This is a genomic window from Geodermatophilus arenarius (genome assembly GCF_042654585.1).
GTDB classification, from domain to species: Bacteria; Actinomycetota; Actinomycetes; order Mycobacteriales; family Geodermatophilaceae; genus Geodermatophilus; species Geodermatophilus arenarius.
Window position 1 is genome coordinate 1 of the sequence record NZ_JBHSGR010000029.1, and the last position, 25,068, is coordinate 25,068.

Consider the following 25,068-nt stretch of genomic DNA (forward strand, 5'->3'; position numbering starts at 1 on the left):
GGCGACCCCGTCGTCGTCCCCCCCGCCGGCCCCGCCCGCGGGCGGGGACCTGCGCGCGTGGCTGCGCGACCAGGTGGCCGCCGCGGCCGCCGCGCACGCGGCCGCCTGCGTGGACGCCTCGGGTGCCGGGGCCGCGCTGCTGGGGTCGATCGCGGCGGGGCTGCGCGGGCACGCCGCCGCGCTGGCGTGAGGGGGCCGCAGTGACCGAGGACGGGACCGCCGGGAGCGCGGAAGACACCGCGCTGCGCGCGGTGGTGGCCGCCGAGCACGCGGCGGTGTGGGGGTACGGCGTCGTCGGGGCCGCCCTGCCGGCCGACGGCCGGTCGCCCGCCGCCGACGCCGAGCAGGCCCACCGGGACTCCCGCGACCGCCTGGCGGAGCTGCTCGACGAGCGCGACGCCGACCCGGTACCCGCCGAGGCCGGCTACGAGCTGCCCTTCCCGGTGCTCTCGCCGGTCGACGCCGCGGCCCTGGCGGTCGTGCTCGAGGACGGCGTCTCCGCGGCCTGGGTGGCGCTGCTCGACGCCGCGGAGGAGCCCGGGGTGCGGCAGCTCGCCGTCGACTCCCTGGGCGCCGGCGAGGAGCGCGCCGTGACCTGGCGCGCCGCGGCCGGCCGCACCCCCGTCACGTCGGCCCTGCCCGGTCTCGACTGAGCTCCCCGGCCTCCCCGCAGGGGCCCGCCGCGGGCCTGCGAGGGGGCAGGGAGGTCCTCACCCCAGCGCGCCGAGGAAGGCGTCGGTGACGGCGACGGCGGCGCTGCTGGACTGCCCGCCCTCGACCAGCACCGCGAACGCGATGTCGCCCTGCGGGCCGCCGAGCTGGTAACCGGTGAACCAGCCGTGCGCGTCCGGCGGGGTGTTGCTGCCGAACTCGGCGGTGCCGGTCTTGCCGTAGACCTCGCCGCGGTCGGCCAGCGCCTGCGCGGTCCCGCTCAGCACGACCTGGCGCATCATCGGCCGGAGCTGGTCGAGCACCGCCTGGCCCGGGCCGGCCGGTGCGGGGCCCGCCGGGTCCGCGCCGACCACCTCGACCGGGGCGGCCGGGGTGCCGCCGGCCACGCCCGCGACCACCAGCGCCATCTGCGCCGGGCTCACGAGCACCTGGCCCTGGCCGATCGCGTCCGCGGCCTTCGTGGTGCCGGTGGCGTCGGCCGGGACGCTGCCGCTGAACACGTCGACCGGCAGCTGCCAGTCGCTGCCCACCCCGTAGGAGGCGGCCGCCGCGGCCAGGGCGTCGTCGGGCAGCTGCAGGCCGGCCTGGATGAAGGTGGTGTTGCAGGACTGGGCGAAGGCCTCGGTGAAGGGCACGGTGCCGAGGTCGAACTGGTCCTGGTTCTCGAACTCGCGGCCCTCGACGACCGTCGTCCCCGGGCAGGGGACCGGGGTGTCCGGGGTCAGCGCGCCGGCGGACAGGAGCGCGGTCGCCGTGATCGTCTTCATGCTCGAGCCCGGCGGGTACTGGCCGGTCAGGGCGTTGCCGGCCGCCGCGACCTCGTTCGAGGAGACGGCGAGCACCTCGCCCGTGCCGGGCCGGACCACGACCAGGTGGGTCGCCAGCGGCTGGGTGGCGACGGCGCCGTCGGCGGCGTCCTGCAGCGCGCGGACCAGCGGAGTCCGGATCGGCCGGCCGGGGACGGGGGCGACGGCGCCGACCTCCTGGCCGGCGTCGCCGGTGGACTCGTCGGTGCTCACCACCGAGACGGTGAAGCCGGGGGTGCCGGTGAGCTGCTCCTGGTAGGCGCGCTGCAGGCCGGAGAGGCCGAGCTGGTCCCCCGCCGCGTACACCGCCTCGTCGTCCCCGGTGGTCTCCTCGAGCACCTCGGCCGTGGCCGCCCCGACCCGGCCGAGCAGCGCGGAGGCGAACCGGGCCGACGGCGCGAGCAGCCGCGTCTCGGTGGGGAAGACCGCGCCGGGCAGGTTGAAGACCTGGGCGCGGATGGCCTCGAAGTCCGGCCGCCGCAGGGTGATGACGGGGACGAACTGGCCGGCCGGGGCGGCCTGGACGTCGGCGGTGATCTCCTCGGCGGGCACGCCGGTGGCCGACGACAGCGCCGCGGCCAGCGACGGCAGGTCGGCGACCTGGCCGGTGTCGACGCCGACGTTGACGACCTCGGTCGGGGTGAACAGCGGCTGGCCGGCAGCGTCGGTGATCGCGGCACGCTCGGGCAGCGACCGGGTCAGCTGCAGTCGCTGGCCCTCCCCCAGCTCGGGGTGTACCAGCGTGGGCTCGGCGACCACCCGCCAGGCGCCCGCACCGTCGCCGTCCCCCTCCCGCAGCTCGAGGGTGGCCTCGTAGGTCCAGTCGGGTGCCGCGGCGAGGTCCCAGGTGGCGGTCCAGCCGGCGGTGGCGGTGCCGTCCTGGACGGTGACGTCGCCGAGCTCGGCGTCGAGCGTGGCCCCGGGCAGGTCGGTGGCGGTCTGCCCGAGCAGCGCGGTGGCGGCGTCGGGGTCGGTGGTGGCGTCGGCCGCGGCGCCGGTGTCGCCCCCGGCCCAGTCGTCGAGGAAGGCCCGCGCGGCGGCGCGGACGTCGTCCTCCGAGCTGCCGGAGCAGGCGGCGAGGGCCGGTGCGGAGAGGAGGGTGAGGACCGTGCCGAGGACCGCCGTGCGTCGTGCTGCCACGACGGCACAGCCTCTCAGAACGGTCCGACGTTCCGGTGGCGACGTGCTGGGACGGCCACCCTTCAGGGACCCGCGCCGGGCTCGCGAGGCGTGGGGGGAAGGGTGGTCCTCCTAGAAGAGGACGCTGGCGTAGCGGCCGACCTCGCGGAACCCGACCCGGTCGTACACCGCACGGGCGGGGGCGTTGTAGTCGTTGACGTAGAGGCTGACCACCGGGGCGATCATGGTCCGCGCGTACTCGACGACGGCGGCCATCCCGGCGGCGCCGATGCCCCGGCCGCGCACCTCCGGCGCGGTCCACACGCCCTGCACCTGGCACGCCGCCCGCGAGACCGCGCCGATCTCGGCCTTGAACAGCACCCGGCCGTCCTCGATCCAGGCCAGCGACTGGCCGGCGCGGACGAGGTCCTCGACCCGCGCCCGGTAGCCGACGCCGCCGTCGGTCCGCAGCGGGCTGACGCCGACCTCCTCGGTGAACATGGCCACCGCCGCGGGCAGCAGCACGTCGACCTCGCGCGGGCGCACCGGCCGGACCCGCGGCTCGGGGGCGATCGCCGGCGGGCCGTCGATGGCCAGGAGCGGCTGCCGGGGCCGGTGGTCGCGGCACGGGCCCCAGGCGGGCTCGAGCAGCTCCCACAGCGGGGCGACGGCCGCGGCCGGCCCGACGATCGTCGAGCAGCGTCGGCCGGCCCGGCGGGCGCGCTCGGCGAACGCCTCGGCCGCGGCCCGCTCGGCGCCGGGGACGGCGAACGGGATGAGGTTGGCCCCGGCCAGGCAGACGGCGTCGAGGCTGCGGCCGGCGCCCATCCCCCACAGCGGCGCCCCGAGGGTCGACGGTGCGGTCCCGGCCGCCTCCACGCGGCCGGCCAGCACGCACGCCGCGACCGGGTCGGAGGCCAGCAGCCGGCGGACGGCCGGCTCGTCGGTCTCGTCGAGGACGCGGGCGGTCGGCGAGCGGAGCACGGGTCGGGCCCAGGAGGACGGACGGGGAGGGTCAGCTGACGGTGACGACCGGCGGGCCGGACGGCGTGCCGGCGTCGACCTGCTCGCCGGCAGGCATCTCGGCGGCGAGGCGCATGGCCTCCTCGATGAGCGTCTCGACGATCTGCGACTCGGGGACGGTCTTGACGACCTGCCCCTTGACGAAGATCTGCCCCTTGCCGTTGCCCGACGCGACGCCGAGGTCGGCCTCGCGGGCCTCGCCGGGGCCGTTGACGACGCAGCCCATGACGGCGACCCGCAGCGGCACCTCGAGCCCGTCGAGGCCGGCGGTCACCTCGTTCGCGAGCTTGTACACGTCGACCTGCGCCCGGCCGCACGAGGGGCAGCTGACGATCTCCAGGCCGCGCTGGCGCAGGTTCAGCGACTCCAGGATCTGGGTGCCGACCTTGACCTCCTCGACCGGCGGCGCCGAGAGCGAGACGCGGATGGTGTCGCCGATGCCCTGCGACAGCAGCGCGCCGAACGCGACGGCGGACTTGATCGTCCCCTGGAACGCGGGCCCGGCCTCGGTGACGCCGAGGTGCAGCGGGTAGTCGCACTGCGCGGCGAGCAGCTCGTAGGCGCGCACCATGACCACCGGGTCGTTGTGCTTGACCGAGATCTTGATGTCGCGGAAGTCGTGCTCCTCGAACAGCGAGCACTCCCACAGCGCCGACTCGACCAGCGCCTCCGGGGTGGCCTTGCCGTACTTGGCCAGCAGCCGCTTGTCGAGCGAGCCGGCGTTGACGCCGATGCGGATCGGGATGCCGGCGTCCTTGGCCGCCCTCGCGATCTCGCCGACCCGGTCGTCGAACTTCTTGATGTTGCCGGGGTTGACGCGCACCGCGGCGCAGCCGGCGTCGATCGCGGCGAACACGTACCGCGGCTGGAAGTGGATGTCGGCGATGACCGGGATCTGCGACTTCTTCGCGATCGCCGGCAGCGCCTCGGCGTCGTCGGTGTCGGGGACGGCGACCCGCACGATCTGGCAGCCGGCGGCGGTCAGCTCGGCGATCTGCTGCAGGGTGGCGTTGACGTCGGCGGTCTTCGTCGTCGTCATCGACTGCACGCTGACCGGGGAGTCGCTGCCGACGCCCACGCCGCCGACGTCCAGCTGCCGCGTCTTCCGGCGCGGGGCCAGGACGGGCGGGGGCGCGGCGGGCATGCCGAGAGCGACGGGGATGGCCATGACCACGAGTATCCCCGCTCCCGCGGGGTCGGCGCCGACGCCTACTGGAGTGTGATCGGGTTGACGACGTCGGCGACGAGCAGCAGCCCCGACAGCGCGATGAACAGCCCGGCGACGACGTAGGCGACCGGCATCAGCCGGGCGATGTCGAACGGGCCGGGGTCGGGCCGGCCGCGCCAGCGGGCGACCACCGAGCGGGCCTTCTCGTACAGCGCCCCGGCCACGTGCCCGCCGTCGAGCGGGTACAGCGGCAGCAGGTTGAACAGGAACAGCACGAGGTTGACGCTGGCCAGCAGGCCGAGGAAGAAGCTCAGCTTCTCCATGCCGCTGATCTGCTCGATGGCGAAGACCTCGCCGGAGATCCGCCCGACGCCGACGACGCCGATGGGGCCGTTCTCGTCGCGCTCCTCGCCGAGGAAGGCGGCGCGGAACAGCTGCGGGACGCGCTCGGGGATCTCCACCAGGCGCTGCACCGACTGGGACACGACCATGCCGAAGTAGCCGGGCAGGTCGGACACCGACTGGCGGGCGAAGCCGAACACCGGGCTGACGCCGAGGTAGCCGGCGGTCATCGTGCCCTCGCCGTCGTCGGTGGGGACGACGTTCTCGATCGGCGTGACGGTGAGCTCCCGGCGCACGCCGTCGCGCTCGACGGCGAGGGCCAGCGGCTCCCCCGCCGAGGAGCGGATCGCCTGCTGCACCGTGGTCCAGCTGTCGTAGCCGGTCGGGTCGACCTGCCGGCCGCCGATCGCCACGATCGTGTCGCCCGGCCGCAGCCCGGCCTGGGCGGCGGGGCTGGGCACCGGCGTCGCGCACCCGGGGGTGCCCTCCTCGCAGAGCTGCCCGGCGTCGGCGCCGCTGGTGACGATCGGGATGTCGCAGACGTCGCCGCCCTGCTCCTCGGCGACGGCGATGCTCTCCGCACCGGCCGGGACGACGCAGGCGGGGACCGTGTCGAGCTGGGTGGTGATGACGTTGGTGCCGATCGCGGTGAGCGTGATCGCGAAGAACACCACCGCGAGCACCAGGTTGTGGAACGGCCCGGCGAACATGACGATCACGCGCTGCCACCAGGGCTTGGCGTAGAAGACCCGGCCGGCGTCGCTGGGCCGGACGTCGTCGAGGGCCTGGCCGCGCACCTCGGCGATGAACGTCCGCATCCGGGTGGCGCGCTTGCTCTCGTTCTCCTCGGCCGGCGGGATCATGCCGACGATGCGGATGTAGCCGCCGAGCGGGATCGCCTTGATGCCGTACTCGGTCTCGCCGCGCGTCCGGGAGAACACCGTCGGGCCGAAGCCGACCATGAACTGCGGCACGCGCATGCCGAACTTCCGCGCCCAGAAGAAGTGGCCGAACTCGTGGAAGCCGATGCTGAACAACAGGCCGATCGCGAACGCGACGATCCCGAGGACCGTCAGGAGGATGCTCAGCTGGGGCCTCCGGCGAGAGCGGCGCGGGCGTGCTGCCGGGCCCAGCGCTCCGCGGCCAGCACGTCGTCGACGCAGGTGGGAGCGCCGAGGTCCGGCGCGTCGTCGAGGGTACGCGCGACCAGGCCGACGACGTCCGGGAAACGCAGCCGCCCGGCGAGGAACGCCGCCACCGCCTCCTCGTTGGCCGCGTTGTACAGCGCCGGGACGACGCCCCCGGCCTCCCCCGCCGCGCGCGCGAGCCGCACCGCCGGGAACGCGTCGGCGTCCAGCGGCGCGAACTCCCAGGTGCTCGCCGTCGACCAGTCCAGCGCGGACTGCACGTGCGGCAGCCGGTCGGGCCAGGCCAGCGCCAGCGCGATCGGCAGCCGCATGTCCGGCGGGCTGGCCTGGGCGATGGTGGCGCCGTCGGCGAAGGTGACCATCGAGTGCACAATCGACTGCGGGTGCACCACGACGTCGATGTCGGCGTAGGGCACCCCGAACAGCAGGTGCGCCTCGATCAGCTCCAGGCCCTTGTTGACCAGCGTGGCCGAGTTGATCGTCACCACCGGGCCCATGGCCCACGTGGGGTGCGCCAGCGCCTGCTCGACGGTGACGTCGGCGAGGTCGGCGGCGCTGCGCCCGCGGAACGGCCCGCCGCTGGCGGTGAGCACCAGCCGGGCGACCTCGCTCCTGCGCCCGCCGCGCAGGCACTGCGCCAGCGCCGAGTGCTCGGAGTCCACCGGCACCAGCTGGCCGGGCGCGGCCGCGGCGGTCACGAGGTCCCCGCCGGCGACCAGGGACTCCTTGTTGGCCAGCGCGACGACGTTGCCGGCCCGCAGCGCGGCCAGGGTGGGGCCCAGCCCGATCGAGCCGGTGATCCCGTTGAGGACCACGTCGGCGGGGCGGGCGGCGAGCTCCTCGGCGGCGCGCGGCCCGGCGAGGATCTCCGGCAGCGCGTACTCGCCCCGCGCCCAGCCGCGCTGGGAGGCCGCCGCGTAGAAGGCCAGCTGCAGGTCCTGGGCGGCGGTCGCGCGGGCCACCGCGACCGTGCGGACGCCGAGGGTCAGCGCCTGCTCGGCCAGCCGGGCCACGTCGCCGCCGCCGGCGGCCAGCGCGGTGATCCGCAGCCGGCCGGGGTTCTGCTCGGCGACCGCGATCGCCTGCCGGCCGATCGACCCGGTCGAGCCCAGCACGGTCACCTCGCGCGGCTCGCTCATGAGCGGCATCCTCCCCGACGCGGGACGCGACCCGCCCACCACACCTCGACCGGTGACCCGCGGACGGGGCTGGCAGGATGAGGGGCGTGAGCGAGCAGTCCGGCCCCGGGGTCCGCCAGCACGACCCGCAGACCACGCGCGTCAACCAGCCCAACCGCGAGGAGGGCGTCGTCCGCGCCGGGGAGCACCCGGTCGACGAGGAGCGGCCCGAGGACTGGGGCTGGCACGCCCGCACCGGCAAGTGGGCGCAGATCGCCGGCTGGCTGACCGTGCTGGTCATGCTGTCCTACACGTGGGGCAACCACGAGGGCCGCATGGAGGACCTGTGGCTGTTCGGCATCTCCGCCGGCCTGGTCGTGGTGCTGCTGTGGGACCTGCACCGCAAGCGCACCGCCTGGCGCAGGTAGCCCTCGACGGACACTCGACGCCCGATCCGGCCCCCGCCGGGTCGGGCGTCGTCGTGTCAGGAGACCGCGACGCCGATCGCCGCGCCGATGGCGTACGTCGCTCCCGCTGCCAGCGCCCCGAACAGCAGCTGCCGCAGGGCCGCGGACCACCAGGAGCGCGGGGTGAAGCGCGAGGACAGCGCTCCGGCCGCGGCCAGGCCGACCGCGCCGCAGACCAGCGCCGCGGCGAGGACCGAGAACCCGAGCAGGTAGGGCAGCAGCGGGATCACCGCGCCGGTGGCGAAGGTGAGGAACGAGGAGACCGCCGCGGTCCACGGCGAGGGCTTGTCGGCCGGGTTGAGCCCCAGCTCGGCGACCACGTGCAGCCGCAGCGCCGTGTCGGGGTCGCGGTGCAGCTGGACGGCGACCCGCTCGGCGAGGTCGGCGTCGACGCCCCGCACGCGCAGCATCTGCACCAGCTCGGCCAGCTCGCCCTGGGGGTTGCGCGCGAGCTCGCGGCGCTCCTTCTCCACCTCGAGGTCGAGCTGCTCGTTCTGCGTGCTGACCGAGGTGTACTCCCCCAGCGCCATCGAGATCGCCCCGGCGACCAGGCTGGCGACGCCGGAGAGCACGATCGCGTGCGACGAGGCGCCGCCACCGCCGACACCCGCGACCAGCGCGGTGTTGGTCACCAGCCCGTCCATCGCGCCGAAGACGGCGGCCCGCAGCCAGCCGCCCGAGACGTCGGCGTGGCTGTGCTCGTGCGCCTCGGCGGTGGGGACCTCGGTGCTCACGCGGCGTCCCCGGTGCTCACGCGGCGTCCCCGGTGCTCACGCGTCCGCCTCGGCTCCCAGCTCGACCGGGGTCTCCAGCGCCGGGACCGGCGTGGCCACGGTCGGCACGCCCTCGGCGCGGTCGGCCGCGGCCAGCTGGCCGCAGGCACCGTCGATGTCCTGGCCGCGGGTGTCGCGGACCGTCGTCGGCACCCCGTGCGCGCGCAGCCGGGCCACGAACTCCCGCTGCGCGGGCAGCGGGCTGGCGTCCCAGGGGCTGCCCGGCGTCGGGTTCAGCGGGATGAGGTTGACGTGCGCGAGCCGCTCCGACAGCAGCCGGCCGAGCAGGTCGGCGCGCTCGGGCTGGTCGTTCACGTCGCGGATGAGGGCGTACTCCACCGAGTAGCGGCGTCCGGTGCGCGCGGCGTAGGCGTCGGCCGCGTCGACGACGTCGGCCACCTTGTACCGGGTGTTGATCGGCACGAGGGTGTCGCGCAGCTCGTCGTCGGGGGCGTGCAGGCTCACCGCGAGGGTGACGCCCAGGCCCTCCTCGGTCAGCCGCCGGATCGCCGGCACCAGGCCCACGGTGGAGACGGTGACCGACCGCTGCGACAGGCCCAGGCCCCACGGCGCGGAGGTGAGCAGCGCGTCCAGCGTGCGGCGGACCCGGGCGTAGTTGGCCAGCGGCTCGCCCATGCCCATGAAGACGACGTTGGACAGCCGGCCCGGCCCGCCGGGGATCTCCCCCGACGCCATGGCCGCGGCGGCGGCGACCGCCTGGCCGATGATCTCGGCCGCCGAGAGGTTGCGGGTCAGCCCGTTCTGGCCGGTGGCGCAGAAGGGGCAGGCCATGCCGCAGCCGGCCTGGCTGGAGATGCAGACGGTGGCCCGGTCGGGGTAGCGCATGAGCACGCTCTCGACCAGCGCGCCGTCGTGCAGCCGCCACAGCGTCTTGCGGGTGCGCCCGCCGTCGGCCGACTGGTGGCGCACGGGCGTGAGCAGGCCCGGCAGCAGCGCCTCGGACAGCGTCTCGCGCACCGCGGCGGGCACGTCGGTCATCCGCGCCGGGTCGGTGGTGCCGCGGAAGAAGTGCCGGGCGAGCTGGTCGGCGCGGAACGCCGGCTGCCCGAGCTCGGCGACGGCGGCGCGCGCCTCCTCGCGGGTGAGGTCGGCGAGGTGGCGCGGCGGCTTGCCCCGGCGGGGGGCGTCGAGGACGAGCGGCAGGGCAGTCATGACCCCTCCATCGTCCCACCCCCGGGCCGGGCGTGGGCCGCCGTGCGGGTGAGGTCGCTCGCTCAGGACGCCCCTGCGCCCGTCGGCGCGGCGGTGGGCACCGGTGCCCCCGTCGTCGGTGCGGAGGTGGGTGCGGGGGTCGGGGTGGGCGCCACCTCGCCGTCCGGGTCCGGGAGGTCGTCCTCGGTCGAGGTCGAGGGCGGCGGGGTCGGTGTCGGGGTCGGGGGCGGCGCCGGGGTCGTCGTCGGGGTCGGGGTGGGCACGGGCTCCTCGACCGATCCCGTCGGCGTGGCCGGCTCGGTGGTCGGCACCGCGTCCGTCCCGGATCCGGGGGGTTCCGCCGGTCCGACCGGCGGCGGCACCGGGACGACCTCCGGTGCCGCGGACGGCTCCGGCGCGACGACCGCCGGCAGCGGGGCGTCCGGGGTCGTCGCAGGGGACGGCGTCGCGCTGGTCCGCACCGGGGCCGGGGCGGGGTCGGTGACCGGCGCGGACGTGGCCGGCGCGGGCACGCTGGTCGTCGGGGCGAGGGGGACGACACCGGCGACGACGGACGGCCTCGGCGCCGGGACGGCCCGCGTCGGCGCGGCGACCGCCGACGGCGAGGACTGCACGGCCGCCGTCGGGACCGAGCCGGACGAGGCACCCGCCAGCAGGACCGCACCGGTGACGCCGCAGGCGGCGAGCACGCCCGCCGCCACGGCGACGCCGACCCGACGCCGGGGCCGCACCCGCGGGCGGACGACCACACGAGGCGTCACGACCTCGGCGATCGCCGGGACCGGCAGGGCCTCCGGGACCGGCACCGCGTCCGGGGCCGCGGTCGCCGGGGAGCCGGTCACGGGAGGACCGCCAGGAGAGGACGTCCCCGGCCCGTCGTCCTCGGCGCTCGCCACCTCCGGGTGCTCCCCGGCGGCGGTGCCGTCGAGGTCGTCGGCTGCCGGCACGGGGGTCTCGAGGACGTCCTCGTCGTCCGCGGCCCCGCCGACCGGCGCCTCCTCGACCGGGGCGTCCTCGGCGACCTCGTCGACCGGCCCCTCGTCGAGCGGGAGGTCCTCGAGGACCTCCCCGACCGGGGCGTCATCGACCGGGGCGTCCTCGAGGACCTCCTCGACCGGGGCGTCCTCGTCAGCCGCCCCGGGGCCGGGCTCGTTCACCCACCCGGGCAGCCACTCCCCCCACGGCTCGACCGGGGTGCCGGCCTCCTCGGGGTCGCCGTCCTGCCGCGCCGCCATCCCACCTCGCTGTCACTGACTGTCATCCGATGCTCACCCCGTGGAGTGGTCATCGTGCCCGACGGACCCGACCGGGTGACGGAGGCGCGGCCGGGCGGCGGGGTGCGGCCCGCTAGCGTCGGCCGGGTGTCCGAGGCCGAGCGCGCACCCGTCCCGCTCGACTCGGTCGGCGTCGGCCCGTGGGAGGGGCCGTGGCCGGAGGACCCGCGCTACGACCCCGAGCTGCTGGCGCACGGGGACCGGCGCAACGTCGTCGACCGGTACCGCTACTGGGCCGTCGAGGCGATCGTCGCCGACCTCGACCGGCGCCGGCACGGGTTCCACGTCGCCATCGAGAACTGGCGGCACGACCTCAACATCGGGACGGTCGTGCGCACGGCCAACGCCTTCCTCGCCGCGGAGGTGCACGTCGTCGGCCGGAAGCGGTGGAACCGCCGGGGAGCGATGGTCACCGACCGGTACCTGACCGTGCGGCACCACCCCGACGCCGCCGCGCTCGGCGCCTGGGCGCGGGAGCGGGGCGTGCCGGTGCTCGCCGTCGACAACCTGCCCGGCGCCCGGCCGATCGAGACCGCCGACCTCCCCCGGGCCTGCGTGCTGCTGTTCGGCCAGGAGGGCACCGGGCTGTCGGAGGAGGCACGGGCGGTGGCCGACGACGTCCTGTCCATCGCGCAGTTCGGCTCGACCCGCTCGGTCAACGCCGGCGTCGCGGCGGGGATCGCCATGCACGCCTGGATCCGCCAGCACGCGCAGCTGCCGACCTGACAGGCGGGGCCGCGTACGCCAGGCTCGGCGAGGTGGGCCGACTCGACGACGTGGACCTGACCCTCCGGCTGGGCAAGCGCGAGGCCAAGGAACAGCTGGCCGCCGCGCAGCAGCGCCTGGTGCACCTCCGGCTGTTCCTCGGCGGGCAGCTGGGCACCCCGCTCGGCCCGCCGGTCTGCGTGCTGTTCGAGGGCTGGGACGCCTCGGGCAAGGGCGGCGCGATCAAGCGGCTGGTCGACGAGCTGGACCCCCGGCACGTGCGGGTGGCGCAGTTCGCCGCCCCCACCCCGACCGAGAAGCGGCACCACTTCCTCTGGCGGTTCTGGCCCGTGCTGCCCGGCTGGGGCGGCATGGCCGTCCTCGACCGCACCTGGTACGGCCGCGTGCTGGTCGAGCGGGTGGAGGGGTTCGCCGGCGAGGAGGCGTGGCAGCGGGCCTACGGCGAGATCGTCGACCTGGAGACGACGCTGGCCGCCGAGGGCATGGTCCTGGTCAAGTTCTGGCTGCACGTCTCGCCCGAGGAGCAGCTGCGCCGCTTCGAGTCCCGCGCGGCCGACCCCTACCGGGCCTGGAAGCTCACCGACGAGGACTGGCGCAACCGGGAGAAGCGCCCGGCGTACGAGGCCGCCGTCGAGGAGATGCTCGCGCGCACCGACCACCCGGCGGGACGGTGGACGCTGGTCGCCGGGGACGACAAGCGGTGGGCGCGGGTGGCCGTCGTCCGTGCCGTCTGCGAGGCGATCGAGCAGGCGCTGGCCGCGCGCGGGATCGACCCGGACGAGACCCCGGGGGCATGAGCGTCCTCGTCCACCTGTGCGCCCCGGCCGACTGGCGGGCCGCACTGTCCGCCGGTGCGGTGCCGCCGGCCGGGGCGCCGTTCGTGCACCTGTCGCACCCGGAGCAGGTCCACCTGCCGGCCGCGCGGCTGTTCCCGGGCCGGCGCGACCTGGTCCTGCTCGTCGTCGACCCGGCCCGCCTGACCGACCCGGTGGTCGAGGAGCCCGGCGTCGGCACCGACCCCGCGGGCATGCGCTTCCCGCACCTGTACGGCCCCCTCCCGACGGCGGCGGTGGTCGCCGTCGTGCCCTACCGCCCGCCGGTGCCTCCGGTCCTGCCCGCCCCGGACGACGCGCTGGGCCGGGCCCTGGCGCACGGGTTGTCGCTGCGCACCCGGCGGGCCGCCGAGGTGCGCGACGTCCCCGGCGGGGTGGCCGTCCTCGACCCCCGCTTCGCGCACTCCCGCGACGACAACCGGCTGGTGCTCGACGACCCCGTCGACGCGGCCACGGTGGCGCGGACGGCCGGCGAGGTCGCCGCGGACGCCGGCTGGGTCCACCGCGCGGCGGTGCTGCGCCGGCCCGGTGCCGGTGCGGTCGCGCACGAGCTGGCCGCGGCGGGCTGGGAGGCCGGCGAGCTGCTGGTCATGGCCCGTCCCGCCGGCCCCGGCCCGCCCGGGGCGGAGCGGGCGGAGGTGGTCGCGCAGGAGGAGGTGCACCCGCTGTGGGAGGCGGGGTGGCGGCGCGACCTGGCGGGGAGCCCGGACCTCGACGAGGTGGTCGCCCAGCTGGTGGGCCGGGAGGCCCGCAACGACCGGGTCGTCGCGGTGACCGACGTCGTGGTGCGGGAGGGCGGCCGGGTCGTCGCGGCCGGGCAGCTGCGGGTCGACGGCGCGACCGCGGCGGTCGAGTCGGTGATGACCGAGCCGGCCGCCCGGGGACGCGGCCACGCCGACGCCGTCCTCGCCCGGCTGCTGGAGCTGGCCGCGGACGCCGGCTGCGACCTCGTCACCCTCGAGGCCGACGCCGACGACTGGCCGCGCCACTGGTACGCCCGCCGCGGCTTCGCCGCGGTCGGGTCGACGTGGGAGATCGGCGCCCCCTGGCCGCCTCAGCCGGGCGGCGCGACCCAGGACAGCAGGAGGTAGGCCACCGCCGCCGAGGGCAGCAGGCTGTCGAGCCGGTCCATGATCCCGCCGTGGCCGGGCAGCAGCGTGCCCATGTCCTTGATGCCGAGGTCCCGCTTGATCAGCGACTCGCCGAGGTCGCCCACCGTGGCGGTGACCGCGAGCGCGACGCCGACGAGCACGCCGCCCCACCACGGGCCGTCGAGGGCGAGCACGACGATCGGGGTGGCGACGGCGACGCAGGCCACGACCGACCCGGCCATGCCCTCCCACGACTTCTTCGGGCTCACCGACGGCGCCATGGGGTGCCGGCCGAACAGCACGCCCGCGGCGTATCCGCCGACGTCGTTGCCGACCACGGTGGCGATGAACGCGAGCACGCGCGCGGCGCCGTCGTCGGGGACGAGCAGCAGGACCGCGAAACCGGCCAGCAGCGGCACGTAGAGGGTGACCAGGACGCCGGCGGCGGCGTCGCGGCGGTAGTCCCCGGGGCCGTCGCCGAGCCGCCACAGCAGCACCGCGACGACGGTGAGCAGGAAGCCGACGACGAGGCCGTCGGGGCCGCGGGTCCACGCCAGCACCAGCATCGCGACGGCACCGACCAGCACCGGGGCGAGCGGCGGGCGGGCACCGCCGGCCTCGAGCGCGCGGACCAGCTCGACGATGCCGACCAGGATCGCCGCGACGACGACCACCAGGAACGCCGGCCGGTAGAGCAGCAGCGAGGCGAGGATGACCGCGCCGAGGCCCAGGCCGACGCCGATGGCGGCGACCAGGTCACGCCCGGCCCGGCCGCTCCTCCGCTCCTGCGGTGCGGTCCCGGCGTCGTCGCCGACCGTGTCGGGGCCGGGCGCCGCCGGTGCCCCGGGGACGGGCGGGACGGCGATGCCGGCGGCCGGCACCGCCATCTCCTGGGTGCCCGGCGCGGCGGGGACCGGGGCCGTCGCGACGGGGCCGGTCGGCGGGGGCACCGGCCGGAGCGGGCCGGGCGGCGGGGGCGGCGAGGGACGCCGGACCACGGGGATCGGCCCGGTGTCGGCGTCCCCGGACGGGCCGGCCCCGGCGGCGTCGGGACGGGAGGTCATGGCAGGGATCGGGGCGAGCGGCTCAGACCTCGAGCAGCTCGGACTCCTTGTTCTTCACGGCCTCGTCGATGGCCGCCACGTGCTGGGCGGTGAGGTCGTCGAGCTCCTTCTCCGCGCGGCGCACGTCGTCCTCGCCGGCCTCGCCGTCCTTGGCGATCCGGTCGAGCTCCTCCTTGCTGCGGCGGCGCACGTTGCGGATGGCGACCTTGGCGTCCTCGCCCTTGGACCGGGCCTGCTTGACCAGGTCGCGACGGCGCTCCTCGGTCAGCTGCGGGAAGACCACGCGGATGATCTGCCCGTCGTTGGTCGGGTTGACGCCCAGGTCGCTGTCGCGGATGGCCTTCTCGATGGCCGACAGCTGGCTGTTGTCGTAGGGCTTGATGACCGCCATGCGCGCCTCGGGCACCGTGATCGACGACATCTGCGGCACCGGGGTCGGCGCGCCGTAGTAGTCGACCAGGACCTTGTTGAACATCGAGGGCGCCGCGCGGCCGGTGCGCACCGAGCCGAGGTCCTCCCGCGCGACCGACAGGGCCTTGTCCATCCGCTCCTCGGCGTCGAGCAGGGTGTCGTCGATCACGGTCTCTCCTCCTGCGGCGGGATCGTCCCCGCCGTCGTCCTGCGGTGCGGCGTGCGCGTTCCGGCGCCCGCTCAGCTGATCAGCGTCCCGATCCTCTCACCCGCCACCGCGCGGGCGATGTTGCCGTCGCGCAGCAGGTTGAAGACCACGATCGGCATCTGGTTGTCCATGCACAGGCTGATGGCCGTGGCGTCGGCGACCTTGAGCTGGTCGGCGAGGACCGTGGTGTAGTCCAGCTCGTCGTACATGGTCGCCGCCGGGTTGGTGCGCGGGTCGTCGTCGTAGACGCCGTCGACGCCGTTCTTGGCCATGAGCAGCACCTGGCAGCCGATCTCCAGCGCGCGCTGGGCGGCGACGGTGTCGGTGGAGAAGTACGGCATGCCGGCGCCGGCGCCGAAGATGACCAGCCGGCCCTTCTCCAGGTGCCGGACGGCCTTGCGCGGGATGTAGGGCTCGGCGACCTGGCCCATGGTGATCGCCGTCTGCACCCGGGTCTCCAGGCCCACCTGCTCGCAGAAGGCCTGCAGCGCCAGGCAGTTCATGACCGTGCCGAGCATGCCCATGTAGTCGGCGTGCCGGCGGTCCATGCCCGCCTGGGACAGCTCGGCGCCGCGGAAGAAGTTGCCCCCGCCGACGACGACGGCGACCTGCGTGCCGCCGTGGACGACCTCGGCCAGCTGGGTGGCGATGTCGTGGACGATCCCGGAGTCGACGCCGACCTTGCCGCCGCCGAAGGCCTCGCCGGAGAGCTTGAGCAGCACCCGCTGGTAGCCGGCGCCGTCAGCGGGCTGGAAGGCGCTCGGGGCCGACAGCGGCGGGTGGGGTGCCTCGGTCGTCTGCGTCGTGGCGGTCTCGGTCAACAGCTCTTCCCTCGCTCGACGTGGTTCTCGGTGATCCTGACAGAGAGCCCGGCGCTCGCCAGCCGGGCCCGGAGACACCACCGGCCCCGTCCCGGGGATGGGACGGGGCCGGTGGCGTGGTGTCTCCGTCGCCTGCGGCTCGTCAGGCCTGGCCGACCTCGAAGCGGGCGAACCGCTGCACGGTCAGGCCGGCCTCGTCGATGACCTGCTTCACCGTGCGCTTGGGCTCGGTGATCGACGGCTGCTCGAGCAGGACGAAGTCCTTGTAGTAGGCGTTGACCCGGCCCTCGACGATCTTGACGATCGCCTGCTCGGGCTTGCCCTCCTCCTTGGCCGTCTGCTCGGCGACCCGGCGCTCGGTCTCGACGGCCTCCGCCGGGACCTCCTCGCGGGACAGGAAGCGCGGGCGGGCGGCGGCGATGTGCATCGCCAGGGCGCGCGCGGCCTCCTCGTCGCCGCCCTGGTACTGGACGGCGACGCCGATGGCCGGCGGCAGGTCGGTGGCCCGCTTGTGCAGGTACACCGCGGTCGGGCCCTCGAAGGTGGCGAAGCGGGAGAGGACGAGCTTCTCGCCGATGCGGGCGGACTCGGCCTCGATCAGCTTGGCGACGGTCTGGCCGTCGACCTCGGTCGCCATCAGCGCGTCGAGGTCGGCCGGCGACTGCTCCAGCACGATCTCGACGAGCCGCTCGGCGAGCGCCACGAAGTCGGCGTTCTTGGCGACGAAGTCGGTCTCGCAGTCGAGCTCGAGCAGCGCGCCGTGCTTGCTGACGACGATGCCGTTGGTCGTGGAGCGCTCAAGGCGCTTGCCGACGTCCTTGGCGCCCTTGATGCGCAGCAGCTCGATGGCCTTGTCGTACTCGCCGTCGGCCTCGGTGAGGGCCTTCTTGGCGTCCATCATGCCGGCGCCGGTGGCGTCGCGGAGCCGCTTGACGTCGGCGGCGGTGAAGGCAGGCATGTCACTTCCTCGTCGGTGTGGAGGGGTGGGCGTCCCGAGGACGCCCGCGGGCGGCGCGCCGCCCGGCCGCACGCGCGGTGCGGCCGGGCGGTGCGGGAGTTCTCAGGCCTCGCCGGCGGTGGGGGCCGGGGCGGTGGCGGAGGTGTCCGAGGGCTGCTCGGTCGCGGTCTCGGCGCCACCGGTCAGCAGCTCGCGCTCCCAGTCCGGCAGCGGCTCGTCGCCACCGATGGCCTGCTCGGCGCCGTCCTCGCGGCCGGCGTTGGCCTGCGCGGCCGAGCGGGCCATGAGGCCGTCCGCGACGGCGTCGGCGATCACGCGGGTCAGGACGTTGATGGCGCGGATCGCGTCGTCGTTGCCCGGGATCTTGTAGTCGACCTCGTCGGGGTCGCAGTTGGTGTCGAGGATCGCGACGACCGGGATGCCCAGCTTGCGGGCCTCGCCGACGGCGATGTGCTCCTTCTTGGTGTCCACGATCCAGATGGCGCTGGGCACCTTCTGCATGTCGCGGATGCCGCCGAGGCTGCGCTCGAGCTTGGCCTTCTCGCGGGTCAGGCCCAGCTGCTCCTTCTTGGACAGGCCGGCCATCACGCCGGTCTGCTCCATGTCCTCGAGCTCCTTGAGCCGCTGGAGCCGCTTGTGGACGGTGGAGAAGTTGGTGAGCATGCCGCCCAGCCAGCGCTGGTTGACGTAGGGCATGCCGACGCGCTGCGCCTGCTCGGCGACGACCTCCTGCGCCTGGCGCTTGGTGCCGACGAACAGGATCGTGCCGCCGTGCGAGACCGTCTGCTTGACGAACTCGTAGGCCGAGTCGATGTACCCGAGCGTCTGCTGCAGGTCGATGATGTAGATGCCGTTGCGCTCGGTGAAGATGAAGCGCTTCATCTTCGGGTTCCAGCGACGGGTCTGGTGCCCGAAGTGGACGCCGCTGTCGAGCAGCTGCTTCATGCTGACGACTGCCATGGGGGCGCAGCCTCTCGTGCTCGCGCGCGGCCGCCCGGCGGCCGCGCTCCTCGGTTGACGCGGGCACCGGGTGGTGTCCCGCCCTGGCGTCCCGCGGCGCCACCGACCCGGGTGGACCGGGACCGAGGTGGGGCTGCCCCGCCGTGCTGGCGGGTGGAGGACGCGCGGAGTCGACCCGCCAGCACGGCGGGTCGCACCGGACAGCATACGCGCCGGGCGGGACCGCTCCTCCCCCGTGCCCGGGCCGTCCACAGGTGCGCTGCCGGGGGCCCGCTGCGGCCCCCCGGCGGGGAGCCTCGGCGGCGTGCCCGCCCGCCCGCTGCTCGTCCTCCTGCTGGCCTGCGCCGCCCTGCTCGGGCCGGCGCCCGCCGTCGCGGAGCCGGGCGTTCCCGCCGTCCCCGCCTGGACCGCACCGCTGGGCGGGCCGCCGGTCGTCACCCGGCCGTTCGCTCCCCCGCCCTCGCCCTACGGCCCCGGGCACCGCGGCGCGGACCTCGCCGGCGCCGCCGGTGACGTCGTGGTGGCGGCCGGGGACGGCGTCGTCGTCTTCGCCGGGCAGGTGGCGGGCCGGCCGGTGGTGAGCGTCGACCACTCCGACGGGCTGCGGACGACCTACGAGCCGGTCGACCCCGCCGTCGCGGCCGGGCAGCGCGTCGCCCGCGGCTCCCCGCTCGGGACCCTGGCGGCCGGGCACGCCGGCTGCCCGGCCGCCGCCTGCCTCCACTGGGGTCTGCGGCGCGGCGAGGTGTACCTGGACCCGCTGTCGCTGCTGCGCCCGCCGCGCGTGCGCCTGCTGCCGCTCGGGTGACGCGCGGGGACCGCTGCCGGACCGGCCGCCGCCCCTAGCCTGCGCGGGGTGCAGACCGAACGGGGCCTCGACCGTTTCGTCGCGTTCCTCGACGCGGTCGTCGCCATCGCCATCACCCTGCTGGTGCTGCCGCTGACCGAGCTGCTCGACGGCGCGGAGCCGCGGACCGGCCTCGGCACGCTGCTGGCCGACGAGTCGTCACAGATCGGCGCGTTCTTCCTCAGCTTCGTCGTGATCGCGCGACTCTGGCTGGTCCACCACCGGGTGGTCGAGACCGTGGGGTCCTACGACCAGGCGTTCCTCACCGCCAACCTGCTGTGGATCCTGACGATCGTCCTGCTGCCCTTCGCCACCCAGGTGTCGGCCCGCTACGGCACCGACCGGCCCGCGGTGGCGCTCTACATCGGCACCATCACCCTGAGCTCGTTCTGCCTCACGGCGATCAGCCTGCTGCTGTGGCGGCGCCCCGCCCTGCGCCGCGACGCCGCCGCCCCGGTCCAACCCCCGTGGCCGTCACTGGTCGCCAGCGGGCTGTTCCTCGTCGCCCTCCTGGCCGGCACGCTGCTGCCGGGCGTGCACTACTGGGCGATGTTCCTGCTGTTCCTGTCCGGGCCGATCGAGGCCGCGCTGCGGCGCCGCGTCGCGGCCTGATCCCCGGTCGCCACCACGTCGGTGAAGTGCTCGACCACCGGGAACGGGTCGTAGAAGGAGTGCAGCAGCGCCTTCCACTCCCGGTAGCCGACCGAGCCCCGGAACCCCTCGGTGTGGTCCTCCAGCCGGTCCCACTCGACCAGCAGCAGGTAGGTCCCCGGGCGCTCGAGGCAGCGGGACAGCCGCAGGGAGCGGAACCCCGGAGACGCCTCGACGAGCGGCCGCGCGCGCCCGAAGGCCGCCTCGAACTCCTCCTCCCGGCCCGGGCGGACCGGGAGGAGCGCGTGCTCGAGCACCACCGGCGGCTCAGGCGATGTCGGCGAGCTTGGTGCGCAGGTGCAGCACGGCCTTGGTGTGCAGCTGGCAGATGCGGCTCTCGGTGACGCCGAGGACGCGGCCGATGTCGGCCAGCGTCAGGCCCTCGAAGTAGTAGAGGCTGACGACGACCTTCTCCCGCTCGGGCAGCTGCTCGACGGCGCGGGCGAGCAGCTGGCGGGCCTCGCCGTGCTCGGCCATCGCCTGCGGGTCGAGGGCGTTGGCGTCCTGCAGCGTGTCGACCAGCCGGGGCGCGCCGCCGTCGTCGTCGGTGAGCAGCTCGTCGAGGGCGACGACGTTGACCAGGGAGAGCTGGCCGAGGAACTTGCGCACGTCCTCGACGTCCATCTCCATCGCCGCGGCGATCTCCTCGTCGGTCGGGCTGCGCTGGAGCTGGTTCTCCAGCGTGGCGACCGTCCGCTCGAACTGCCGGGCGCGCATCCGCACCGACCGCGGGATCCAGTCGGTGCTGCGCAGCTCGTCGATGATCGCGCCGCGGATGCGGGACATCGCGTAGCTCTCGAACTTGACCTCGCGCGAGGGCTGGTAGCGGGTGATCGCGTCGATGAGCCCGAAGGTGCCGTAGGAGACCAGGTCGGCCTGCTCGACGTGCGCCGGCAGGCCGCTGCCGACCCGGCCGGCGACGTACTTGACCAGCGGCGCGTAGTGCAGGATCAGCCGGTCGCGCAGCTCGGGGGCGCGGTCGGCGACGTACTGCGCCCACAGCTCGGCCAGCGCGGCGTCGGCGTCCTCCTCGGACTCGCCGCCGATCCGGTGGATGGTGGCCTCGGGCACGTCGGGTCTCCCGCTTCGTGGTGGCTGGGGTCCTGCCGGACCCGGGGACGGTCGTTCGGGTGGGCGCTCGGCTCAGGCCCGCGGGTGCGCCTGGGCGTGCACCGCACGCAGCCGCTCGACGGTCACGTGCGTGTAGATCTGCGTCGTCGCGAGGCTAGCGTGGCCGAGCAGCTCCTGGACGGAGCGCAGGTCGGCGCCGCCCTCCAGGACGTGGGTGGCCGCGGAGTGCCGCAGCCCGTGCGGGCCGACGTCGGGCGCGCCCGGCGCGCGGGCCACCGCGGCGTGCACGGTCCGGCGGGCCTCGCGCGGGTCCAGCCGCCGCCCGCGCCGGCCGAGCAGCAGCGCCGGGCCGGAGTCGGAGGTGGCCAGCGCCGGGCGGCCCCGGGTCAGCCAGGCGTCGAGCGCCCGCTCGGCCGGTGCGCCGTAGGGCACGCTGCGCTCCTTGCGGCCCTTGCCGAGGACCCGCAGCAGCCGGCGGCCGCGGTCGACGTCGTCGACGTCGAGGCCGACCAGCTCGCTGACCCGGATGCCGCTGGCGTACAGCAGCTCGAGGACGACGGCGTCGCGCAGGCCCACGGGGTCGTCGGCGCCGGCGGTGGACTCGACGACGGCGCGGGCCTGGTCGGGGGCGAGCACGTCGGGCAGCGTCCGGTGCGCCTTGGGGCTGACCAACCGCAGGCCGACGTCCTCGGGGGTGTGCCCCGAGCGGCGCAGCCAGGCGGTGAACGAGCGGGCGGCGGCGGCGCGGCGGGCGGTGGTCGCGCGGCTGGCGCCGCGCGTGCGGCCCTGGGCCAGCCAGCTGCGCAGCGCGGCGAGGTCCAGCTCGTCGACCCGCGTGCCGCCGCGGCGGGCGAGGTGGTCGAGCAGCCAGACGGCGTCGGTGACGTAGCCGCGGACGGTGTGCTCGGACAGGTCCCGCTCGTGCCGCAGCGCGTCCTCGTAGCCCTCGAGCGCGGCCGTGAGCGCCGGCGGCAGCGCGGCGCGGGCGTCGGCGGTCCGGGCGGTCACTCTCCGACCGTCCGACGGCACCGTCCGTGGGTCAAGCCGCCGCGCCGTCCGGTCGCCCACGACCGGTGCGGGCGGGCCGGCCCCTCAGCACCCGGGAGGCGAGCCCCCGGGGACCGGCCGCCGGGTCACCCGCCGCGTCCCGTGCGCGGCGGTGGGGCCAGCCGCCAGCCGGTGCCGGTCCACTGCACGAGGTCGGCGACCTCGAGGCCGGGCAGCACCCGCATGGCCTCCAGCGGGTCGCAGCCGGCGACCGCGGCCAGCCGCTCGGCGCTCACGCCGGTCCGCACCGGGCAGGCGTCGAGCACCCGGCGGGCCAGGTCGGACAGGCCGTCGCGGGGGAACGTGGGCCGTCGCTCCGGAGCGGCCAGGTCGTCCCCGAGGCTGCCGACCGCCTCGACGACCTGCGCGGCGTTGCTGACCAGCCGCGCGCCGGACTCCTGCTCCCGCAGCAGCTCGTGGCAGCCGACCGACATCGCGCTCGTCACGGGGCCGGGCACGACGAGCACCTCCTTGCCCAGCGCGCGGGCGCGCCGGGCGGTGGCCTGCGCGCCGGAGCGGGCCGCGGCCTCGACCACCACGGTGCCGCGGGTGAGCCCGGCGATGATCCGGTTGCGGACGAGGAAGCGGTGCCGGTGCGGAGCCGCGCCCGGCGGCCACTCGCTGACCAGCAGGCCGCCGCCGCTGACGATGCGCTCGAACACCGCGGAGTGGGCGGCCGGGTAGGCCCGGTCGACCCCGCAGGCGAGCACCACCACGGTGGGGGCACCCGCGGCCAGGGCGCCGCGGTGGGCGGCGACGTCGATGCCGTAGGCACCGCCGGAGACGACCGTCCAGCCGCGCTCCCCCAGCTGCGCGCCGAGGTCGGCGGCCACGTGCTCGCCGTAGGCCGTGGACGCCCGCGCGCCGACGACGGCCACGGAGCGGTCGACGGTCGGCTCGAGCGGCGGGTCCCCGCGCACCCACAGGGCGACCGGCGGCACGAGCGCGGTGGTCCGGTCGCGCCGGCCCTCGCCGTCGCCATCGGTGTGCGTGGCGACGGTCAGCGCGTGCAGCGGCAGCGCGGGCCACTCGTCGTCCTCGGGGACCACCAGCCGGGCCCCGCACCGCTCCGCCCGGCGGAGGTCGGCGAGGCTGGCGTCCTGCTCGGCGCGCACGCCGACCAGGGCGCGGGCCCGCTCGGGCGCCGTCCCGGCCCGCAGGGCGCGCACCGCCGCGACCGGGCCGACGTCGTCGACCCACCGCCACAGGGCCACCGAGCCCGGCTCCGCGGCGCGGGTCAGCCAGGCGCGGGCGCGCCGGATGCCCGGGACGGCCACCCCGTCGACCGCGGCCGGGCCGGCGAGCGCGTCCTCGAGGTCCTCCTCGAGGGCCGGGTCGGTCACGCCGCCACCCGCTGCAGCCGCATGCCCAGCGCCTCGGCCACATCGCCGCCGTCGGGGACCGCCCGACCGGCGAGGTCGGCCAGCGTCCAGGACACCCGCAGCACGCGGTCCAGCCCGCGCACCGACAGCAGGCCGCGGTCCAGCGCGCGCTCGGCCAGCGCCAGCGCCGGCCGCGGCACCGCCCAGCGCTCCCGCAGCAGCCGCCCGGGGACGTGGCTGTTGAGCAGCAGGCCGGTGCCGCGCAGCCGGGCGGCGGCGGCTCCGCGGGCGGCGGCGACGCGGGCCGCCACCTCGGCGGTCGGCTCGGGGGCCGCACGGGTGTCCAGCCAGGCGGCGCGGGTGACCGGCGGCAGCTCGATGCGCAGGTCGATGCGGTCCAGCAGCGGGCCGGACAGCCGGGACCGGTACCGGCGGCGCTCCAGCGGGCTGCAGGTGCAGACGGAGTCACCGGCCGCGCTGGCGCACGGGCACGGGTTGGCGGCGAGCACCAGCTGGGCGCGGCACGGGAAGGTCGCCGACCCGGCGGCCCGGCTGATCGTGACCTGGCCGCGCTCGAGGGGCTGGCGCAGCGTGTCCAGCGTCGCCCGGGCGAACTCCGGCGCCTCGTCCAGGAACAGCACGCCGCGGTGGGCGCGGCACAGCGCGCCGGGACGGATGGCGCCCGACCCGCCGCCGACGAGGGCGGCCATCGTGGCCGAGTGGTGCGGCGCCTCGAACGGCGGCCGGCTGAGCAGCGGCGCGTCCGGAGGCAGCGTGCCGGCGACCGAGTGGATGGCGGTGACCTCGAGCGCGGCCCGCTCGTCGAGGACGGGCAGCAGGCCGGGCAGCCGCTCCGCGAGCATCGTCTTCCCCGCCCCCGGCGGCCCGGTGAGGAGCAGGTGGTGCCCGCCGGCCGCGGCCACCTCCACCGCGCGCCGGCCCGCGGCCTGGCCGACGACGTCGCCGAGGTCCGGCGCCGGTGCCGGCGGGGGCAGCGGCCCGCGGGCGTGCGGCGCCAGCCGGGCGCGCCCGGACAGGTGGGCCACCAGGTCGCCGAGGGTGCGTGCGGCGAGGACGTCGACGCCGTCGACCAGCGCCGCCTCCTCCGCGTTGCCGGCCGGGACGACGACGGTGCCGTGCCCGGCCCGGGCGGCGGCCAGCACGGCGGGCAGGACGCCGCGCACCGCGCGCACCGAGCCGTCGAGCCCGAGCTCGCCGAGCAGCACCAGCCCGTCGGCGGCGTCGGACGGGAACGTGCCGGCCGCGGCGAGCACGGCGGCGGCCAGCGCGAGGTCGAAGCCGCTGCCCTGCTTGGGCATCGACGCCGGCGACAGCCCGATGGTGATCCGGCGCATCGGCCAGGACGCCCCGGTGTTGACCACGGCCGCCCGGACGCGGTCGACCGACTGGCGCACCACGGCGTCGGGCAGGCCGACGAGCGCCACGCCGGGGACGCCGGCGGACATGTCCACCTCGACCTCGACCATCGCACCGGACACCCCGGCCAGCCCGACCGACCAGGTGCGGGCGAGCGTCACGAGAACGCCCCGCGCAGGTGGGTGACCAGCGCCGGCGCGGCTGGGCGCACCAGCACGCCGACGACGTCGAAGCGCAGGTCGGGCGCGTGCTCGTCGTGGGCGGCCAGCCACCGCTGGGCCAGCGTGCGCAGCCGCCGCTGCTTGGCCGCGGTCACCGCCTCGACGGGGTGGCCGAAGCCGGTGGCCCGGCGGGTCTTGACCTCGCAGAAGACGATGGCCGCGCCCTCGCGGGCAACGATGTCGAGCTCGCCGTCGCGGCACCGCCAGTTGCGGTCGAGGACGGCCAGCCCGGCATCGGTGAGGTAGGCCGCGGCGATGGTCTCCCCGCGGCTGCCGAGTTCGGTTCTCGTGGACACCCGCCGACCGTGACCCGGGCGGGCGCCCGGCACGGTCCGGCACGGCGGTCTGTGGACGGCGGCCCGGGCTGTGGACGGCGC

General features: G+C 76.2%; 26 protein-coding genes and 1 pseudogene. 8 read left to right on the plus strand and 19 right to left on the minus strand.

What is annotated here, in order from left to right; translation table 11 throughout:
• Together ACFO3M_RS20560 and ACFO3M_RS20565 are read left to right on the plus strand one after the other, a co-directional pair.
• Positions 1–190, plus strand: a pseudogene (locus tag ACFO3M_RS20560) (hypothetical protein); the annotation flags it as partial.
• Positions 191–200: 10 nt separating this feature from the next.
• The gene (locus tag ACFO3M_RS20565; protein WP_387993365.1) at positions 201–653 is read left to right on the plus strand and encodes a ferritin-like domain-containing protein; all 453 of its coding nucleotides are present in this window, start codon (positions 201–203) and stop codon (positions 651–653) included.
• A gap of 57 nt (positions 654–710) precedes the next feature.
• Here the strand turns inward: ACFO3M_RS20565 and ACFO3M_RS20570 are convergent, their stop codons facing one another.
• From ACFO3M_RS20570 to dxr, 5 genes are all read right to left on the minus strand, one after another.
• Positions 711–2,618, minus strand: coding sequence for a penicillin-binding transpeptidase domain-containing protein (locus ACFO3M_RS20570; protein ID WP_387993367.1), 1,908 nt, complete (start codon positions 2,616–2,618; stop codon positions 711–713).
• Positions 2,619–2,729: 111 nt separating this feature from the next.
• Positions 2,730–3,581 carry a GNAT family N-acetyltransferase gene (locus ACFO3M_RS20575; protein ID WP_387993370.1) on the minus strand — a complete coding sequence of 284 codons (852 nt, stop codon included), beginning with the start codon at positions 3,579–3,581 and terminating at the stop codon, positions 2,730–2,732.
• A gap of 31 nt (positions 3,582–3,612) precedes the next feature.
• A complete protein-coding gene (gene ispG, locus ACFO3M_RS20580; RefSeq protein ID WP_456903804.1) occupies positions 3,613–4,788 on the minus strand; it encodes a flavodoxin-dependent (E)-4-hydroxy-3-methylbut-2-enyl-diphosphate synthase in 1,176 nt (391 codons plus the stop codon).
• Between the two features lie 41 nt (positions 4,789–4,829).
• Entirely contained in the window at positions 4,830–6,293 is a 1,464-nt protein-coding gene (locus ACFO3M_RS20585; RefSeq protein ID WP_387993504.1) for a M50 family metallopeptidase, read from the minus strand.
• Positions 6,215–7,417 carry a 1-deoxy-D-xylulose-5-phosphate reductoisomerase gene (gene dxr / locus ACFO3M_RS20590; protein WP_387993373.1) on the minus strand — a complete coding sequence of 401 codons (1,203 nt, stop codon included), beginning with the start codon at positions 7,415–7,417 and terminating at the stop codon, positions 6,215–6,217. Before dxr ends, ACFO3M_RS20585 begins: the two co-directional genes overlap by 79 nt.
• A gap of 86 nt (positions 7,418–7,503) precedes the next feature.
• On the opposite strand from dxr, the gene ACFO3M_RS20595 reads away from it, so the two are divergent.
• Positions 7,504–7,824, plus strand: a complete 321-nt coding sequence (locus ACFO3M_RS20595) for a DUF2631 domain-containing protein (protein ID WP_387993375.1) — start codon at positions 7,504–7,506, stop codon at positions 7,822–7,824.
• Positions 7,825–7,880: 56 nt separating this feature from the next.
• Here ACFO3M_RS20595 and ACFO3M_RS20600 read toward each other — a convergent pair whose 3' ends face one another.
• The 3 genes from ACFO3M_RS20600 to ACFO3M_RS20610 form a co-directional block, all read right to left on the minus strand.
• Positions 7,881–8,597: a VIT1/CCC1 transporter family protein gene (locus ACFO3M_RS20600; RefSeq protein WP_387993378.1), complete on the minus strand. Its 717-nt coding sequence runs from the start codon at positions 8,595–8,597 to the stop codon at positions 7,881–7,883.
• 36 nt (positions 8,598–8,633) lie between these two features.
• Entirely contained in the window at positions 8,634–9,809 is a 1,176-nt protein-coding gene (gene rlmN, locus ACFO3M_RS20605) for a dual-specificity RNA methyltransferase RlmN (protein ID WP_387993381.1), read from the minus strand.
• Positions 9,810–9,871: 62 nt separating this feature from the next.
• Positions 9,872–11,044, minus strand: a complete 1,173-nt coding sequence (locus ACFO3M_RS20610; RefSeq protein ID WP_387993383.1) for a hypothetical protein — start codon at positions 11,042–11,044, stop codon at positions 9,872–9,874.
• Positions 11,045–11,170: 126 nt separating this feature from the next.
• Here ACFO3M_RS20610 and ACFO3M_RS20615 point away from each other — a divergent pair, with 126 nt between their 5' ends.
• From ACFO3M_RS20615 to ACFO3M_RS20625, 3 genes are read left to right on the plus strand one after another with little or no spacing between them, the layout of a single operon-like run.
• Positions 11,171–11,809 carry a TrmH family RNA methyltransferase gene (locus ACFO3M_RS20615; RefSeq protein WP_387993386.1) on the plus strand — a complete coding sequence of 213 codons (639 nt, stop codon included), beginning with the start codon at positions 11,171–11,173 and terminating at the stop codon, positions 11,807–11,809.
• 32 nt (positions 11,810–11,841) lie between these two features.
• Entirely contained in the window at positions 11,842–12,606 is a 765-nt protein-coding gene (locus tag ACFO3M_RS20620; protein WP_387993389.1) for a polyphosphate kinase 2 family protein, read from the plus strand.
• The gene (locus ACFO3M_RS20625) at positions 12,603–13,733 is read left to right on the plus strand and encodes a GNAT family N-acetyltransferase (RefSeq protein WP_387993392.1); all 1,131 of its coding nucleotides are present in this window, start codon (positions 12,603–12,605) and stop codon (positions 13,731–13,733) included. Before ACFO3M_RS20620 ends, ACFO3M_RS20625 begins: the two co-directional genes overlap by 4 nt.
• Here the strand turns inward: ACFO3M_RS20625 and ACFO3M_RS20630 are convergent.
• From ACFO3M_RS20630 to rpsB, 5 genes are all read right to left on the minus strand, one after another.
• Entirely contained in the window at positions 13,697–14,797 is a 1,101-nt protein-coding gene (locus ACFO3M_RS20630) for a phosphatidate cytidylyltransferase (protein WP_387993395.1), read from the minus strand. The genes ACFO3M_RS20625 and ACFO3M_RS20630 overlap by 37 nt on opposite strands.
• Positions 14,798–14,819: 22 nt before the next feature.
• Positions 14,820–15,377: a ribosome recycling factor gene (gene frr, locus ACFO3M_RS20635; RefSeq protein ID WP_387993397.1), complete on the minus strand. Its 558-nt coding sequence runs from the start codon at positions 15,375–15,377 to the stop codon at positions 14,820–14,822.
• Between the two features lie 71 nt (positions 15,378–15,448).
• Positions 15,449–16,237 carry a UMP kinase gene (pyrH, locus tag ACFO3M_RS20640; RefSeq protein WP_456903815.1) on the minus strand — a complete coding sequence of 263 codons (789 nt, stop codon included), beginning with the start codon at positions 16,235–16,237 and terminating at the stop codon, positions 15,449–15,451.
• A 142-nt stretch (positions 16,238–16,379) separates the two neighbouring features.
• Positions 16,380–17,195 carry a translation elongation factor Ts gene (gene tsf, locus ACFO3M_RS20645; protein WP_387993399.1) on the minus strand — a complete coding sequence of 272 codons (816 nt, stop codon included), beginning with the start codon at positions 17,193–17,195 and terminating at the stop codon, positions 16,380–16,382.
• A 102-nt stretch (positions 17,196–17,297) separates the two neighbouring features.
• Positions 17,298–18,155: a 30S ribosomal protein S2 gene (gene rpsB / locus ACFO3M_RS20650; RefSeq protein WP_387993402.1), complete on the minus strand. Its 858-nt coding sequence runs from the start codon at positions 18,153–18,155 to the stop codon at positions 17,298–17,300.
• A 304-nt stretch (positions 18,156–18,459) separates the two neighbouring features.
• Between rpsB and ACFO3M_RS20655 the strand changes: the two genes are divergently transcribed.
• Both ACFO3M_RS20655 and ACFO3M_RS20660 read left to right on the plus strand, forming a co-directional pair.
• Complete coding sequence (locus ACFO3M_RS20655; RefSeq protein ID WP_387993405.1) at positions 18,460–18,963, plus strand: M23 family metallopeptidase; 504 nt, start codon at positions 18,460–18,462, stop codon at positions 18,961–18,963.
• A gap of 48 nt (positions 18,964–19,011) precedes the next feature.
• On the plus strand, positions 19,012–19,614 hold the full coding sequence (locus ACFO3M_RS20660) for a TMEM175 family protein (protein ID WP_387993408.1): 603 nt from the start codon (positions 19,012–19,014) through the stop codon (positions 19,612–19,614).
• Here the strand turns inward: ACFO3M_RS20660 and ACFO3M_RS20665 are convergent.
• From ACFO3M_RS20665 to ACFO3M_RS20690, 6 genes are all read right to left on the minus strand, one after another.
• Positions 19,542–19,913 (minus strand): antibiotic biosynthesis monooxygenase family protein, encoded by a 372-nt coding sequence (locus ACFO3M_RS20665; protein WP_387993410.1) that lies wholly within the window; start codon positions 19,911–19,913, stop codon positions 19,542–19,544. The genes ACFO3M_RS20660 and ACFO3M_RS20665 overlap by 73 nt on opposite strands.
• 7 nt (positions 19,914–19,920) lie before the next feature.
• Entirely contained in the window at positions 19,921–20,724 is an 804-nt protein-coding gene (gene whiG / locus ACFO3M_RS20670; RefSeq protein WP_387993413.1) for an RNA polymerase sigma factor WhiG, read from the minus strand.
• A 72-nt stretch (positions 20,725–20,796) separates the two neighbouring features.
• Complete coding sequence (locus ACFO3M_RS20675; protein WP_387993416.1) at positions 20,797–21,732, minus strand: tyrosine recombinase; 936 nt, start codon at positions 21,730–21,732, stop codon at positions 20,797–20,799.
• A 125-nt stretch (positions 21,733–21,857) separates the two neighbouring features.
• Positions 21,858–23,114 (minus strand): DNA-processing protein DprA, encoded by a 1,257-nt coding sequence (dprA, locus tag ACFO3M_RS20680; RefSeq protein ID WP_387993419.1) that lies wholly within the window; start codon positions 23,112–23,114, stop codon positions 21,858–21,860.
• Positions 23,111–24,631, minus strand: coding sequence for a YifB family Mg chelatase-like AAA ATPase (locus ACFO3M_RS20685; protein WP_387993422.1), 1,521 nt, complete (start codon positions 24,629–24,631; stop codon positions 23,111–23,113). Before ACFO3M_RS20685 ends, dprA begins: the two co-directional genes overlap by 4 nt.
• Positions 24,628–24,987, minus strand: coding sequence for a YraN family protein (locus tag ACFO3M_RS20690; protein WP_387993424.1), 360 nt, complete (start codon positions 24,985–24,987; stop codon positions 24,628–24,630). The genes ACFO3M_RS20685 and ACFO3M_RS20690 overlap by 4 nt, the downstream gene beginning before the upstream one ends.
• Positions 24,988–25,068 lie beyond the last annotated feature (81 nt).

Bases quoted from the DNA above. Each gene is read 5' to 3' on its own strand.
- rlmN (WP_387993381.1), bottom strand. From the start codon at position 9,809: ATGACTGCCCTGCCGCTCGTCCTCGACGCCCCCCGCCGGGGCAAGCCG.
- tsf (WP_387993399.1), bottom strand. From the start codon at position 17,195: ATGCCTGCCTTCACCGCCGCCGACGTCAAGCGGCTCCGCGACGCCACC.
- ispG (WP_456903804.1), bottom strand. From the start codon at position 4,788: ATGGCCATCCCCGTCGCTCTCGGCATGCCCGCCGCGCCCCCGCCCGTC.
- ACFO3M_RS20610 (WP_387993383.1), bottom strand. From the start codon at position 11,044: ATGGCGGCGCGGCAGGACGGCGACCCCGAGGAGGCCGGCACCCCGGTC.
- ACFO3M_RS20630 (WP_387993395.1), bottom strand. From the start codon at position 14,797: ATGACCTCCCGTCCCGACGCCGCCGGGGCCGGCCCGTCCGGGGACGCC.
- rpsB (WP_387993402.1), bottom strand. From the start codon at position 18,155: ATGGCAGTCGTCAGCATGAAGCAGCTGCTCGACAGCGGCGTCCACTTC.
- ACFO3M_RS20625 (WP_387993392.1), top strand. From the start codon at position 12,603: ATGAGCGTCCTCGTCCACCTGTGCGCCCCGGCCGACTGGCGGGCCGCA.
- dxr (WP_387993373.1), bottom strand. From the start codon at position 7,417: ATGAGCGAGCCGCGCGAGGTGACCGTGCTGGGCTCGACCGGGTCGATC.